A 16,159-nucleotide genomic window follows, 5' to 3' on the forward strand; every position below is an offset into this window, starting at 1 on the left:
CATGAGTAAACCAGAACTAGAATTTGTAGATTATAAGGAATTTGAAACGGAATCTATACCTGGAGTAGAGGGACTCTCGCAAAGAATCATTGCCCAAATACCTGGATCTGAGGTTGCTACGAGAATACTTCAATTTGAACCAGGAACGGATACTTCTCCCAATGGTGTTCAACTTCATGATTTTTGGGAAGAGCTTTATATTATAGAAGGTTCTATTATTGATTTAGAGCTGAATGAAGAATTCACAAGCGGTATGGTTGCTTGTCGTCCGCCTGGGATGAAACATGGTCCGTGGAAAGCTCCAAACGGTTGTAAGATTTTTGAGGTTAGATATTATGCCAAAGGACAATAAACCAGATAATATAAGCATAACATTTTTGATCACATACATGTAAAAGGAGAATTATATATGAATGATCAACTATTCAAAAGCGCTATGTCTAAGTTTACTACTGGAGTAACTGTTATAACTACTAAAGTAGATGAAAAAGTACATGGAATGACAGCAAATGCTTTTATGTCTGTTTCACTTGAACCGAAATTGATTTTAATTTCGGTTCATGAGAAAGCTAGTATGAATAAGTACATTAAAGAATCTGGCAAGTTTGCTGTCAGCATTTTGGCGGAAGGGCAAGAAGACATGTCTATGTATTTTGCAGGGCAAATCAAAGAAGAAAAAAATATTGATTTTGTACAATTTAATGAAATGCCTGTCCTTGAGAATTCGATTGTACATTTGACTTGTGATGTAGCAAATGCTCATATTGAAGGAGATCACACTTTATTTATTGGTGCTGTTACAGATATTGCTGTAAATGAGTCTAACCCATTAGCTCTATATAATGGTAAATATCAAAAGGTTAACTGACTTAGGTACACTGGATATAGCACTTTTAAAAAAATGTTTCCAAAGCTCGATCAAGCAAGGTCATGTGGGCTTTTCATAAAAACTTCTATATCATGTGAATTTTATACTGCGTTCACACAAAGGGGGGTTTTGATGGAAGTAGTATACTTAGAGTACCCGGAAAATTATATACTGCCTTCTGGTATTAATTCATCTGTTTTAGCTCTTGGTTTTTTCGATGGAGTTCATGTAGGCCATAAGGAAATATTGAACGTAGCAAAAAGAATAGCAACTGTAAAGAAATTAGATTTTGCTGTGATGACTTTTCATCCACATCCGAGTCAAGTGATAAATAAAAATAAACAAAGTAGAATTAATCATTACTTAACCCCCCTTTCTGTAAAGAAAGAAATATTACAAGATATGGGAGTCGACAAATTATATATTATTAATTTTAATTTGCCTTTCTCTAAGCTCTCCTATAAAGAATTCATGGATATATTTATTTCTGGAGTGAATGCTAAGCACGTTGTTGCTGGTTTTGATTTTAAATACGGATATAAAGGTTTAGGGAATATGAAACAATTAGCAGCTGATGGGAAAGGTAAATTTGAAGTAACTACAGTATCAAAAGTAGAACAGCACCATCAAAAAATTAGTTCAACACTAATTAGACAATTTCTGTCCTCAGGCCATGTGCATAAGATCCGGGATTATCTGGGTAATGATTATGAGATAATGGGTAACATCAGGGATCTGATTACCGTAACTAATAATAATCACCAAGGTGATTTATTAATTTTATCGATTAAAGATGAATATTTGATGCCAGTTACTGGAATGTATAAAATTGAAGTAGATATAGATCATCAAAGATATGCAGGGGTCTGTACTATCCCTTTTAAGAGTGAAAATGGTTATTTGGAAGTATTATTAAATGACCGTATTAAAAGAAATGACATCCTAGATGAAAATATTAAAATCATATGGAAAGAACAAATAGAGACCATTCGTGTATCGATTTAATGTTCATGGGAAGCCTGCTGAATATAAAATACAATTCGGCAGGTTTTGTATATTAACAGATTGTATAATGACAGTGCAGCTCTGATCTTTGTCTGAATCAAGAAACTACGGTTTAACATTACAATAAACGTAATTTTTTAATAAAAGATGAAATCTGTTACGTGATTCAAATAGAATTTTGGCTTATAGTTAGTATAGCGAATATATTATATTCTTAAAGTTAGGTGAATAAAATGGGTGATTTAAGATTAAGTCCAATCGTTAAGGAAGAAACCACAAAAGAAAGAGTTTATAGACAGATTAAAGAAGCAATACTAAGTGGTCAAATTCCCCAGAATACTACTTTTACAGAAGTACAGTTGGCAAATTTGCTTAATACGTCGAGAACCCCGGTACGAGAAAGCGTGCAAGATTTACAAAAAGAAGGCCTAATTATTTCGATTCCAAGAAAAGGGTTGCAAGTAAAAAATATATCTTCTATTGAACAAGAACAAATCTTTTTGTTACGCACATCGATTGAAGTGGATGTAATAAAAAAATTGACCTCTGTTATAACAGAAGACCAGATTAATAAATTAAACAACATATATACAGAGCAATTAAAAGCCAAAGAAGAAAATGACAATTTGAAATTTATAGAACTAGATCAAGAATTTCATTCTTTCCCTTTAAAAGTGATGAACTATACTATAGTTGAACAAATTATTCTTAATTTAAACGAGCTGACTCGGTTAATTGGTATTAAAGCATTAAAAAAGTACGGCAGGATGGATGAAGTACTATCAGAACACAAAGATATCATTCTTGCTATCGAAAAGAAAGATAGTGATTTAGCGGCAGATGCTTTAAAGAAACATTTAAATAACACTGGTCAAGTTCTGGAGATGATTCAAAAAAGTGAATTACAAAACTCCGGAGATGAATAAGAGATATGTTGAGATTTAGATACAAAACATCTATGTCTCTTTCCCAGTATGATTTGCACCAATTATGTATTGCAGAATCATAAAAAGTCTACCGATTGTACTTTTATTCTTACAAAATCAGCATCTCCCCTCCGAACGAGAGGGGCTTGATTTGTTTGCTTTATTAAATAGAAGGTTAAGATTAAAAATGTTTTGAAAAATATATCAATTTTGACGTTTTAAGTATACAGTATTCCATAATGATGAACGCTTAATACTAAACATTATTGGACGGGAGGGTTTTAACTTGGGTAAAAATTTAAGAGACTTTTTAAATGAAATAAGTTCTACATATTTAGAAGTGAACCGTGAAGTGCCTTTAGATTATATAGGCGCATTAACAGGACAAGCAGATACCTCTGTACTGTTTACTAATATTAAAGCATTTCCTGGCTGGAGGGTATGTGATCAATTATTTAAAAACAGGATGCTTCAAGGAAAAGTTTTAGGGGTAGATGCCGATAATGTAGTACCAGCTATTTCGAATATATTAAAAAAAGGACCAGTAGAACCTCAAATTGTAAAAGACGGACCGGTGAAAGAAATAGTTTTAAAAGGAGAAGAAGCAGACCTAACAACATTGCCTGTTCCTATTCAGACCAATACAGATCCGGGTCCTTATATAAACGGATTTAATATACTTAAAGACCTGGACACAGGAGTTTATAATAGTTGTTATACTCGGACTTTAGTGAAGGGACCTAGAAAAGCAGTATCATCATATGTCACTTCAGATTCCAACCGTATATTAAAACAGTACAAAGAAAAAGGTGAATTAATGCCTCAGGCCATTTGTATCGGTCACCACCCGGCGGTGGAATTAGCCGTTAATTTTAGTGGGAAAGATGATACATTCCATGAAATTGAGTTAGCCGGTTCGATATTAGGAGAACCTATTGAAATGGTACAATGTGAAACGCTGGACTTAATGGTACCTGCTGAATCAGAAATTGTTATTGAAGGCTACATACATCCAGACCGTTTAGAAGATGATGGCCCTTCTCCATCCCCAAATTTATATTTTGCACCATATCTACAAAAACAGCCTTTTTTTGAAGTAACCTGCATTACGATGCGAAAAGATCCAGTATATCGTAATTTTCAATCCACCCCGTATACAGATCACCAACCATTGCCTAGGCTTTTTCATGAAGCAATTATTTACAACCGTTTAAAAGAGATGAAAGTAGATGTACATGATGTGTTTTTCCCAGCTTGGGGAGGAGTGCTTTCCTTGATTATACAAATGACTCCGAAAGTTGACGGAGAGGTGAATGACGTACTGTTAAACGCAATGGGGTCTTCTTGGCCAAACACAAAAAAGGTTGTGGTGGTGGATCGAGATATAGATATTTATAATTCGGAAGACGTTTATTATGCTTTAAGTACTCGTACGGATCCGTCTAATGACGTTATCATTATTCCAAAGGGAAGAGGATCTGCCATGGATCCGACATCTCATATAGTACAAGAAGACTCACCTTCTATTCGAACCGTAGGTAAATGGGGGATCGATGCCACAAAACCATTAGGGAATCAGTTGATATCAAGGGAGTTTCAACGTGCATGGCCTAAATATTGGGAAGAAATCGAGCTGAAAGATTTTTTATCATAGAGTTGATATTTATATACGGTATATTTATGAACGACTAATTAGCCCCCCTTCCCATAAAGAGGGGGCTTATTTGAAGAGCATTTAGTTTGACTAACAAACTTATGTGGGAAGAAAGATTTGCATAATGGTTTATTATTAATATGACATAATTTAGCTAAATGATTATGTGTTGGAATGTTTACTGGGCTCACCCCACCGTTTAAGCCATTCAGGATCATAACCAAATTGATCTAATACTCTGCCAACGGTGTGATTTATAACATCATCCAACGATTCTGGATTATTATAAAAAGCCGGTACGGGTGGGAAAATCATGGCCCCGGATAAAATAGCAGTTTCCATATTCCTTACATGAATTAAGTTTAATGGAGTTTCTCTCGCTAATAGAATTAATTTCTTTTGCTCTTTTAACATGACATCTGCAGAGCGTGAAACTAAATCGGAAGCCATACCAGAAGTAATGCTTGCAAGGGTCTTCATACTACAAGGAGCTACAATCATTCCATCCACTTTAAAGGAGCCTGAGGAAACATCAGCAGCCTGATTACCAGAATGATAATGAACAGAAGCCATCTCTTTTACTTCGTTTACTGTGTAGGAAGTCTCCATTTGAATGGTTTTACTCCCCCAAGCACTTATAATTAAATGTGTTTCTGCTCCTAATTCTCTTAAAAGCTGGAGGGTGCGTATCCCATATATCGCACCCGAGCCGCCAGTAATTGCAACGATGATTTTTTTCATATACTATCTCCAACCTTCCATTCTTTCTAATGAGAAAAAGGATAATATAAAGCAGCTGTTACTATAACCCTTTTGTCTTGGACCAAGAACTATTAATTCATTATATTTTTTTACTATAGTACTTTATGTTTCCAAGAATTTTTCATTGTTTGTGCTCACCATTAGTATAATGTGTTTGATTAAATGTTTCTTAACTGATTATTATCTAAGCCTTTAGAAGCTGAAAGTAATTTTAAATTCATAGGAACTTCTATTAATGTTGGTTTGTCATTCTTTAGTGCTTTTTTGAAGACTTTAATAAAGTCTTCATTTGTAGTCACTTTATACCCATAACCGCCGAAAAGTTTTGATAATTCATCGAATGGAGGGTTTTTTAGAGTTGATCCTGTTACTCGGTTAGGGAAAAGTCTCTCCTGATGTAGGCGGATAGCTCCATATGAGTTATTATTAAAGACTAATGAAATAATTGGAATATGGTAACGTACAGCGGTTTCTAATTCTTGTATGGTCATCATCAATCCGCCGTCACCAGATAATGATATAACGGTTCTTTCTGGAAAGATTAATTTTGCAGCTATTGCTGATGGTAATCCATATCCCATCGCTCCCGAAGTTGGACCTAAATATCTTTGATTAGCATGAAATGGATAATAGTTTGCAAACCATGTATAAAAGGTCCCGGCATCTGAAGTAATTACAGCATCATCAGGCAGAATGTTGTACAGGCTGTCTACGAGTTTTTCCATTGAAATGCCATGGATATGTTGTTTTATGCGATTTTGTTTTCGTTCCAACAAAACTTCTTCGTAAATTTTTTTGCGGTGTTGTGCCCATTCTTTATTAGTGGTTGTAAACGTAAGGTTTGAAACTTGTTCTAGTAAAAGATTCAAAGCATTTTTTGCATCTGATACGAAACCTTGAGATGAAAACGACTGTTTAACGATTACTTTTTCATCAACATCCAGATGAATAACAGTTTGATTTTTGGTAGGAAAAGAATACCCTTGTGTGGAGACTTCAGACAACCGGGTACCTATAGCAAAAATAAGATCAGAATCTATTAAAGTTTCCATTAATTCTGGAAAGCTTCCAAGCCCGCTGTTTCCTAAATAATGAGGATGATCATTGGGAAATACATCATGTCGTCTAAATGCTGACATTACTGGTATTCCACTTTGTTCAGAAAACTGGATGAGTTCATGTTTTGCATTAGAAGCAGTAATACCACCTCCTGCAAAAATGAGGGGATTTTCTGATTTATTAAGTAACGCAATAATTTCCTTAGCGTCTGTTAAAGAAATACTTGGCTTTTTTATATTCAAGGAAAAATAGGCTTCGACCTCGGTATTTTCGGACAAAATATCTTCGGGAACGGATATAACAACAGGACCAGGTCTACCCGTTTTAGATAGATGAACAGCTTGATGCATAATCTCTGGAATTCGTGCAGCATTCTTAATCTCTACAGACCATTTGGCGATATGAGAATAAAAAAAATCAAGATCAATTTCTTGCCATGCTTCTCTTCCTCTGTATTTACTATTCACTTGCCCAATGATAACAATCATTGGGGTAGAATCTTGATGAGCAGTATGAATCCCAAGAGTTAAATTTGATGCTCCAACTCCAGAAGTTCCGATGCATACAGCTGGTTTGTTAGTTGTTTTTCCAAAAGCTTCGGCCATAAACGAAGCCCCGCCTTCATGGCGTGTAGATATGAATTCTAAAGACGGTGCGTCGTATATTGCATCCACAAAAGCAAGGATTTGTTCACCTGGCACCCCGAACACGTGAGTCACGTCTTCTTTTTCCAAGCAATGAACAATAGCTTGAGCGCCATTTATTCCCATTTCATCCTCTCCTCTATACGTAAAACTTCTGGTACTGTAATAATCTCTCTCAAATTCATTGACTTATCTAGAGGCGTCTATGTCAATAATTGTTTTTCCTGATAGGAAGCAACCATTTAAAAAAACTTCAATAATAGTATACAATGTTTTGTATACATAATACTTAGATGTTAGTATTACACTAATATTCAGAAAAATCAAGGGGTTGGAATAATATTTTATATTTAATAAAAGTTGATCACCGATTAAATTATAGGTACATGAGAATGAAAAACTTTTAGTAACTTAATTATAATACGACGATTATTATCGATGATTCATCCCAAAAGGGAGCAAGGTAGAAAAATCAAATAAATATTATTATTTAAAAATAATTAATAGAAAAAATATCAGGAGGTGGATGATGCTAAGGTTTTTATTTTTACTTGCCATATGTTTGTATCTTTTGTCTAATTTAGTTTCACAACCGATATTAGACATGTTTTTATCCGCTGTTTCTTTCTTAATTGTTTTGTTTAGTGTGATATTTGTAAGTAAGATTGTCCTAACTTTTGGTTTAGTCTTTCTGTTTACAGGTACAATGATGTTGATAAATAGTAGTGTGGAATGGACTCATTATTTATTCGCTTTTGGTGAAATGTTAAATTTAATTACTCTTTTTGCATTAATTCCAATTCTTGCTTTACCTATTAAACTTGGGAAATACGAATATGAAGTTGAAGCGGTGATTCAAAAAAAAATAAAGAGCACTGGACAACTTTATATGGTTTCTTCAAGCATGTCCTATTTTTTAAGTTCTTTTATGAATCTAGCAGCACTTCCCATGACTTACTATTCTATCAGTCCTTCTGTCCGTATTTTTACGATTAAAAATAAAGAACGTTTTTTATCTCGTTCGATCACTCATGGGTTTGCTATGCCTTTATTGTGGACACCTGTTACACCAATTGTAGGGACGGTCATTGAAATGACAGGTGTTAGCTACAGCAGTATACTTCCCATCCTGATTCCGCTAAGTATTGTTGGGCTCCTTCTCGATTGGGCAATAGCTCATATCTATGCAAAAAAATCGAAAGCAATTCGAATGGAAGGAGCTGCTTCGGAAGAAATTAAACGTTCTAATCAAGAAGTCTCTGCTTCAAAGGAAGGAAAATCAATCTTCCGTTTGTTTCACATTTTAGCAGCGATAGTATTATTAAACATTGTTATCTTAACAACCGAACAATTCATGGATCTTAGTTTTTTATTTCTCATTAGTCTCTTAGTTATTCCATTTTCCTTTACATGGACATTGTTTTTACGAAAGGAAAGAGAATACATAACAGGTCTAAAAAATCATTTCAAAACTCAAATAATAAAAATGAAAGACCAATTTTTTCTCTTTCTGTCAGCAGGTTTTTTTATTTCTGCCATGAATATATCTGGGACTAATCAAACGATAAATGATTGTTTAAGCAGCATAATAGAGATGATTGGGATTGAAATGGTTTTAGTTGTCTTGCCATTTGTCCCTGTAACGCTTGCTTTTATTGGACTTCATCCTGCTATTGCTTTCGTTTTAATTGTCGAAGCAATAAACGCAGGCGATTTAGGTTTGTCTCCAATTGTGATGACAATCGCCCTGCTTGGAGGTTCTGTGCCAGCTTTTTTAATGGGACCTTATAATGCGACATTAGGAATCATGTCTAATATTGTTAAAAAAACTCCTTTTAAAATATCCAATTGGAATTTTCCATTCTGTTTTGCTTATTTGGCGGGAGTGGTTATTTTTCTTCAAGTTGCTCATTTTGTACTATAAGTTGAAATAAGGTTCAGGTTACATTTTAAATCGAGTTATAAAAAACACTTCCCGTTGAAAGATTAGAAGGAAGTGTTTTTGCATATCTATTTTGTATATTCCTACTTTAGTAGAGAAAAGCGAGGCACTTGGAATCAAGATTAAGGAAGTCACTGGTGATGCGGCTTATTCGGAAAAGGGAAATCCGACTTACGCCAAAGAGAAGGAAATTGAACTCATTTTCAAATTGAATTCTTCCGTTTCCCATGGTTATCGAAAGAAAGAAGATGAATTTGAATTTAATAAATATACAGGATGCACGTCTGTCTAGCTGGTCACATGGCCATTCGGAAATCACGCCAAGTTAAGGAGAACCAAGCGACAAATCAGGTAGATACCTACTATTTTGAATGTAGAGAAATGTAAACGTTGCCCTCTCCAAGAAGGGTGTTATAAGCCTGGTGCCAAAACCAAGAGTTACTCAGTCAGCTTGAAATTTGAGGAACATACGAACCAATTGGCCTTTCAGAACAGCACCGAATTCAAGGTGAAGCCAAAGAACGATATAAGATTGAAGCCAAGAATAGCGAATTGAAGATTAGACACGGATATGAGGTCGCCTCATCTTCGGGTCTCAAAGGCATGCACATTCAAGGTGCCATAGCCATTTTCACCGCCAATGTGAAACGAATTGTAAACTCATAAAGGGGTAAAGGGTAAAGTCCCTTCGAAATTAGAGAAAAAAACCGCCCGTTTGGAATTTTCGTATTCAAAAAGGGCGGTTTTTTAATCATACCATTAAAGATCCTTCAGTTTTTCAGTGGCCTCCTAGTTTAAGGGTCATTTTTTACAAAAACTAGATATCATACTTGCCTAAAGGATATAATGAAGTTATTCAAAATAGAAAAATTTTTTCATTTGTGAAACTAGTAAGAAAAGGGAGCTTCCAAACAAGAATAATTTTGATGGGAGGTTGGAATATTGGAACAAGCTTTAATGAATTCATTGCCTATAATAGCGAAGTTAACGGATGGATTTGTTGCTGTAGCTGATAAAAATGGGAATAGATTAAAAGTAATAGATTCTGCGGGGAATTCTATTCATAGTTTAGAAAATCGAAAATTAGAATTGGTGGAACAAGCCATCAAAGAAAAAAAGGTGCTCTCAGGTCCTTCAGAATTAGCAAGAGATGCAAAAATTTGGGCTATACCTATAGGTGAATATGCACTAGTGGTAACGGATGATGGAAAAAAAAATAGGCAAATACAGATAGAAAATTCTCTCAAAGAGTCACTTTCTTTAATTTCTAGTATTATAGGCGGAGAAGCTTCTTTATACAATGAAATAGGAGAAACATTACATAGTGTCAATGATGATGGTTCAGTAAATAAAAACGCAATAGGACAAATTAATAAAGATGCTTATACGTCGATGTCTTTAAATAAATCTGATGTCGTAAACTCTGGAATCATCCCAGGAGGAAAAAGTATTTTAATACCTATTAGTAAAGGATTAGGTCTAGAATTAAGTGTTTTATCACCTCAAAAAAAAATGGAAAATACCTTAGAAGGGAATGCGAAATATACGTTTGAAAATATAATAGGTCAAAGTCCCGCCTTAAAAAAAACGATAAACATAAGTAAAAAAGCTGCGAAGAGTATTTCATCTGTATTACTGTTAGGTGAATCTGGCACAGGCAAAGAGTTGTTTGCGCATTCTATTCATAATCATAGTAATCGTAAACATAAGAAATTTGTTTCCGTTAATTGTGGAGCCATTCCTGAAAATTTAATCGAAAGTTTATTATTCGGTTATGAAAAAGGCACTTTCACAGGGGGAAACACGACTGGTAAGCCAGGCTTGTTCATTGACGCTCATAATGGAACGGTTTTTCTTGATGAAATCGGTGAAATGGATCTAAGCCTTCAAACAAGGTTGTTAAGAGTTTTACAAGAAAAAGAAGTAACACCTCTAGGTGGAACAACTACTTTAAAGGTGGATGTTCGTGTTATTGCAGCGACCACCAAAAATTTGGAAGAATTAATTGAAAAGGGGAAATTCCGAGAAGATCTTTATTATAGACTGCACGTCTTACCTGTGCATATTCCATCGCTTAAAGAAAGAAAGGAAGACATCAGTGTTTTAGTCAATCATTTCATTAAAGAATTTAATATATTACTTAATAAACGTCTTTCTGGATGCAGTGAAGATGCTCTAAAAGTCTTATACAAATACCATTGGCCTGGGAATGTACGACAATTACGAAACTGTATAGAATGGATAGCTAATATGGTTGATACAGGGTTGATTCAAAGTACAGATCTCCCACACTATTTATTTGAAGATAAAACCAAACATTCTACTTATAAAGAAGAAACATTAGAAGAAGCAATAAGACGTTTTGAAAAGGAATACATTGCAAAGGTGTTAAAAGAAGTAAATGATAATAAACAAGAAGCAGCAAAACAATTAGGAGTAAGTGCTACTACTTTATGGAGAAAAATTAATAACTGATAAATGTTTCTTGTCCATTCTTGTCCATGTTTATTTCATTTTTGAAATGGTTTTTTCAAAAATGAATGATTCAGAATATAAAAATTAATAGGAATATTGATTTATATACCTGTTTGTTTTGGTATGTATCTTGCAATGTATATAAAGGGAAAGTTATTCATTTATTTTCCTTTGGAAAGGAGGTACTTATATGCAAGTTAATGCTAGGACATTTCGTAACGCTCTCGGTTGTTTTTCTACCGGGGTAACTGTCATCACTGTTCATGGGGGGGATGAACCGCATGCCATGACTGCTAATGCAGTATCCTCTGTGTCATTAGAACCTCCGATATTATTAATTTGTGTGGATCATCGTGCAAAATGTTTAGAGAAGATCCAGAAGGCAGGCTATTTTGGGGTTAATGTATTAAAAAATGAACAACTTGATGTATCAAAATATTTTGCCAACCAAAAAGTTGAAGGAGTACCTAGTTTCTCGTTTGAGACGGAGCAACGAAAAGCACCATTTTTAGCAGATGCTCTTGTAAATTTAGAATGTCATGTGGTACGCGAAGTGGAAGTAGGAGATCACACTGTCTTTTTTGGTGAAGTACACGATATAAAGACAGACGAGGGAGATCCATTATGTTTTTATAAGGGGAAATACCGCCAATTGGCGCAATTAGAGGGGGAGCAGGTATGATGAGAACCGGTCAAGAGTATTTAAACAGTTTAAACGATGGAAGACGAATTTATATTGATGGGAAACGAGTTGAAAATATACCAGATCATCCAGCTTTATCGGGTATTTCGCAAACCATTTCCCGTTTATACGATCATATGGCTGATCCAAAACAGGAGATGACTTATACTTCTCCAAAAACAGGGGCACCAGTTAGTAAAGCCTATATGATTCCAAGATCAAAAGAAGATTTAACTGCTAAACGTCTAGCTATGAAAAAAAGTGCGGATTTAACCTATGGCTTGGTTGGACGCAGCCCCGAACATGTTGCCAATTTTTTGGCTGGTTTTGCCAGTTCACCTGAACTGTTCGCTGAAGCAGGGCAATCTTATGCTGACCATGTACAGCAATACTATGAATATGCTCGCGACAATCATTTATTTGGTTCCTACGCTATTGTGCAGCCGCAAATTGACCGTAGTAAACCGGCTCATGAACAAGAAGATCCTTATTTGGCAGCTGGGGTATATGAAGAAAAAAAAGATGGGATAGTGCTGCGTGGGGCTCAAATGTTAGCAACCAGTGGGGCCGTTTCAGACTTTTTGTTTCTATCTTGCATTCAACCCCTCCGTCCCGGAGATGAAAACTATGCTGTTTCAGTTGCTATACCATTGAATACTCCGGGGTTGAAACTGTATTTGAGACGGGGTTATGCGATGGATAAGCCAAGCACCTATGACTACCCACTTTCTACAAGATTTGATGAAACAGATGCTCTGGCTGTTCTCGAAGATGTGTTTGTACCTTGGGAACAAGTATTTGTATACTGTAATATTGATCTTACCTATAAACAGTTTTTTAGTACTCCAGCACATAACTTTGGAAATACTCAGGCCCAGGTTAGGTTTGTCAGCAAATTGCAATTTATTGCGGGGCTTGTGAAGAAAATGACGATGACTACCGGTACGATTAAAATGCCCCCTGTACAAGGTCAACTTGGAGAGTTAATTTCACGAATATCAGTTTTTGAAGGTCTATTGCTAGCCGCCGAATCTACAGCTAAACCAAACAAAAATGGAGTTTACGTACCGAATCCCCGGTTTTTATATAGCGCGATGGCGCTTCAGCCTCAACTAAACAACAGTGTATTAGAGTTGGCGCGAGAATTAGCTGGTGGTGGATTGATTCAACTTCCATCCTCTTACAAAGATTTTGCGAGTGATGAAACAGTCAAAGATATTCAAAGATATGTTCAGTCTCCAGGGGTGACAGCAGAAGAACGAGTAAAACTATACAAATTGGCATGGGACATTATTGGGTCAGAGTTTGCTGGACGTCACCAACAGTATGAACGATTTTATGGCGGACCGCCTTTCGTTGTCAAAGGGCAGGCATATAAGTATTACGGTTTTGAGGAAGCTGATCAATTAGTGGCTGATTGCTTAGATAGTTATTCCTTGGAGGAAACATTACAGGAATCTATTTAACGAAGAATTAGTAGGAAACGGAAAGGAGTTTTATTAATGAAGACCGCAATAATTAACATTGGAACTGTTTTAACAGGTCAACTGGATAACCCCATCACCAAACCTGATTGTATTGTTATGGAAGATAAAAAAATTACTCACATGGGGAGTGATGTGGATTTAACAACATGTAATGTAGTAGTGGATGCAGATGGCGCTTCCATTATTCCAGGTTTAATAGACTCTCATGTTCATGTTGTCCTTGGTGATTACACTCCGAGACAAAAAACTGTGGATTTCTTAGAAAGTTATATTCATGGAGGTATTACCCGATCCATTTCGGCAAGTGAAGTGCACGCTCCAGGGAGACCAAAAGATATAGAAGGAGTAAAAGCATTAGCTTTAATGGCTCAACGTTGTTTTAATAATTTTCGCCCCGGTGGTATGACTGTTCATGGAGGCTCAGTCATACTAGAGCCTGGTTTAAGTGAAGAAGACTTTAAAGAATTAGCAAGAGAAGGAGTTTGGCTGGCAAAAGCAGGGTTTGGTGCATTTAACAAACCAAAAGATGCCTCTGAAGTTGTTCGCTTTGCACAAAAACATGGCTTCAAAGTAATGTGTCATACCGGTGGTGCTTCTATACCAGGATCCTCCCCTGTCACAGCAGAAGATTTATTAGAAATGCTTCCTGATATAAGCGGGCATGTAAACGGAGGACCCACTGCATTAAATAATACCGAATTAGAAAAAGTTATCTTCGACACAGATATTGCACTGCAACTTGTTCAAGCAGGAAATTTACGTTCCGCCCTAAAAACAGTGGAATTAGCAAAAGAAGCAAATGAGTTTCACAGAGTATTAATTGCAAGTGATACACCGACAGGAACCGGTACAATGCCTTTGGCAGTATTAAAATCTATCGTGGAATTAACTAGCTTAACAAATAGTTCTCCAGGTGAAATGGTAGCAGCTGCAACAGGTAATGTTGGAAAAGCATATGGACTTGAAGCGGGAACGCTAGCCGAAGGAAAACCAGCGGATTTATTAATAGTAGATGCTCCTTTGGGTGGGACAACTAATACAGCAATGGATGCTATCGAAAATGGAGACATTCCAGCTATAGCAGGGTGTTTTACTGATGGTACTTTAAGATATCTGAAAAGTAGGAATACTCCGCCTGCAATTAAAAATATAAAAGTAGTTAGCGAAAACTTAAAAGTATGGATGTAAATAGTACAGTGAAGGAGGATTCTTATGAAAAATTCCATTTTATATTCAGAAATGATTCCTGAACGTTCGTGGGAGGAACAATTTAACAATTGGTATGATACAGAGCATATTCCGTTACGAATGAAGGTAGATGGCTTTCAAAAAGCAAGAAGGTACAGAGAAATAAATAGTAATAAATATTTAGCATTATATGAAATGGATGACCTTAGTGTAATGGACAGCCAACAATATAAAGAAATTAAAGAAAAACCTAGTGATCTTACGCAACGGATGTTGACTTCTGTTGAAGGTTTTACTAGATATGTCGGAGACCAAATTAGCGAACAAATAAATGTACAAGTTGAGGAAGATCCTTATGATGCACCTATCCTTTATCCTGTGATGTTTGAAGTTCCAAGTGAAAGAGAGGAAGAATTTAATGATTGGTACATAACTGATCATGTTCCTACTCTTCTTAAGAACCCAAATTGGCTAGCATGCAGAAGATATAGGATCAAAAGTGGTGAGCCAAAAAACTGGACACATATAGCTCTACATTACTTAACGAATACAAAGGTTCTTGAATCAAAAGAACGACAAGAAGCACGTAAGTCGTCGTGGAGAGATAAACTTGCAAAAGAAGAATGGTTTAAGGGAAGTTATTTTTTATTTGAATATATAAATAGTTTTACTTCCAAAAAATAAAGGCTCTTTATAGATTGTTATTTTTATTGATACATCGATGGAGTACTAAAGCGTCCACTTGTAGTGGATTTGAGCACTTATTTTATCAAAAGCAACAAACGTTTAGAAAACAGCCAAAATAAATTGAAAGGATGAATCATTATGGAAATAAGAAAACTATTTACTGTGATAGAAGAATCTCGTAGCGAAATGGGAAAGTCAGATGATGGAACAGATCTTCGAAAAGTCGGAGTAGTAGCAGTAGTGAAAAATCCTATGGCAGGTCAATATCATGAAGATTTGTCATTGCTTATAGAAGAAAGTGAAGAAGTTGCTCACTTGATAACACAAAAAGCTGTGATGGCCATGGGAGAATATCAGGCAGAGAGTTATGGAAAGGCTGCAGTAGTTGGAACAGGAGGAGAACAAGAACATGGAGTAGCTATGTTGACCACCGTTTTTGGAAATATTTTACGTGATAGTGTAGGTGGAGGCAAAGCATGGGTTTCTTCCATGACGAAAAGAGCAACTGCAGGACATACAATTGATATTCCGCTGGCCTTTAAGGATGCACTCTATGTTCGTTCCCACTATGATGGCATGTCAATAACTTTACATGATGCACCTTTGGAAGATGAAATTGCAGTTATTTGCTGTATTGCTAACCGAGGAAGAATAAATGCAAGAGTAGGAGGGTTGACGACTGCAGAAGCAAAGAAAGAGGATGGTTTAGTATAAAAATCCAAAAATTATTGGAATATTAGCTCATCTTTATATTAGTTTGGTTTCACATTTTTAGATGGC

14 protein-coding genes and 1 pseudogene are annotated in these 16,159 nt (G+C 35.7%); 13 read left to right on the forward strand and 2 right to left on the reverse strand.

Annotated elements, in window-relative coordinates; genetic code table 11:
* Position 1 precedes the first annotated feature (1 nt).
* From FZF09_RS18685 to FZF09_RS18705, 5 genes are all read left to right on the forward strand, one after another.
* Positions 2–352 (forward strand): cupin domain-containing protein, encoded by a 351-nt coding sequence (locus tag FZF09_RS18685; protein WP_091583834.1) that lies wholly within the window; start codon positions 2–4, stop codon positions 350–352.
* Between the two features lie 57 nt (positions 353–409).
* Positions 410–868: a flavin reductase family protein gene (locus tag FZF09_RS18690; protein ID WP_158738109.1), complete on the forward strand. Its 459-nt coding sequence runs from the start codon at positions 410–412 to the stop codon at positions 866–868.
* A gap of 132 nt (positions 869–1,000) precedes the next feature.
* Positions 1,001–1,873, forward strand: a complete 873-nt coding sequence (locus FZF09_RS18695) for a cytidyltransferase (protein WP_158738110.1) — start codon at positions 1,001–1,003, stop codon at positions 1,871–1,873.
* A 233-nt stretch (positions 1,874–2,106) separates the two neighbouring features.
* Positions 2,107–2,799 (forward strand): GntR family transcriptional regulator, encoded by a 693-nt coding sequence (locus FZF09_RS18700; protein WP_158738111.1) that lies wholly within the window; start codon positions 2,107–2,109, stop codon positions 2,797–2,799.
* A 286-nt stretch (positions 2,800–3,085) separates the two neighbouring features.
* Positions 3,086–4,453, forward strand: coding sequence for a UbiD family decarboxylase (locus tag FZF09_RS18705; RefSeq protein WP_158738112.1), 1,368 nt, complete (start codon positions 3,086–3,088; stop codon positions 4,451–4,453).
* A gap of 162 nt (positions 4,454–4,615) precedes the next feature.
* Here FZF09_RS18705 and FZF09_RS18710 read toward each other — a convergent pair whose 3' ends face one another.
* Together FZF09_RS18710 and FZF09_RS18715 are read right to left on the reverse strand one after the other, a co-directional pair.
* Positions 4,616–5,194, reverse strand: a complete 579-nt coding sequence (locus FZF09_RS18710) for a UbiX family flavin prenyltransferase (protein WP_158738113.1) — start codon at positions 5,192–5,194, stop codon at positions 4,616–4,618.
* A 179-nt stretch (positions 5,195–5,373) separates the two neighbouring features.
* Positions 5,374–7,044: a thiamine pyrophosphate-binding protein gene (locus tag FZF09_RS18715; RefSeq protein ID WP_158738114.1), complete on the reverse strand. Its 1,671-nt coding sequence runs from the start codon at positions 7,042–7,044 to the stop codon at positions 5,374–5,376.
* Between the two features lie 400 nt (positions 7,045–7,444).
* Between FZF09_RS18715 and FZF09_RS18720 the strand changes: the two genes are divergently transcribed.
* The 8 genes and pseudogenes from FZF09_RS18720 (at position 7,445) to FZF09_RS18750 (ending at position 16,093) form a co-directional block, all read left to right on the forward strand.
* Positions 7,445–8,842, forward strand: a complete 1,398-nt coding sequence (locus tag FZF09_RS18720; protein WP_158738115.1) for a hypothetical protein — start codon at positions 7,445–7,447, stop codon at positions 8,840–8,842.
* Between the two features lie 97 nt (positions 8,843–8,939).
* Positions 8,940–9,526: pseudogene (locus FZF09_RS22880) on the forward strand (transposase); the annotation flags it as partial.
* 276 nt (positions 9,527–9,802) lie between these two features.
* Positions 9,803–11,335, forward strand: a complete 1,533-nt coding sequence (locus tag FZF09_RS18725; RefSeq protein WP_158738116.1) for a sigma-54 interaction domain-containing protein — start codon at positions 9,803–9,805, stop codon at positions 11,333–11,335.
* 190 nt (positions 11,336–11,525) lie between these two features.
* Positions 11,526–12,017 carry a flavin reductase family protein gene (locus FZF09_RS18730; RefSeq protein ID WP_158738117.1) on the forward strand — a complete coding sequence of 164 codons (492 nt, stop codon included), beginning with the start codon at positions 11,526–11,528 and terminating at the stop codon, positions 12,015–12,017.
* Positions 12,014–13,483, forward strand: a complete 1,470-nt coding sequence (locus FZF09_RS18735) for a 4-hydroxyphenylacetate 3-hydroxylase family protein (RefSeq protein WP_199256824.1) — start codon at positions 12,014–12,016, stop codon at positions 13,481–13,483. Before FZF09_RS18730 ends, FZF09_RS18735 begins: the two co-directional genes overlap by 4 nt.
* Positions 13,484–13,519: 36 nt before the next feature.
* The gene (locus tag FZF09_RS18740; protein ID WP_158738118.1) at positions 13,520–14,692 is read left to right on the forward strand and encodes an amidohydrolase family protein; all 1,173 of its coding nucleotides are present in this window, start codon (positions 13,520–13,522) and stop codon (positions 14,690–14,692) included.
* A 24-nt stretch (positions 14,693–14,716) separates the two neighbouring features.
* Entirely contained in the window at positions 14,717–15,376 is a 660-nt protein-coding gene (locus FZF09_RS18745; RefSeq protein WP_158738119.1) for a DUF4286 family protein, read from the forward strand.
* Between the two features lie 141 nt (positions 15,377–15,517).
* Positions 15,518–16,093 carry an amino acid synthesis family protein gene (locus FZF09_RS18750; RefSeq protein ID WP_158738120.1) on the forward strand — a complete coding sequence of 192 codons (576 nt, stop codon included), beginning with the start codon at positions 15,518–15,520 and terminating at the stop codon, positions 16,091–16,093.
* Positions 16,094–16,159: the final 66 nt, after the last annotated feature.

It is taken from the genome of Alteribacillus sp. YIM 98480, assembly GCF_009765375.1.
In the GTDB taxonomy this organism is placed as follows: Bacteria; Bacillota; Bacilli; order Bacillales; family Marinococcaceae; genus Alteribacillus.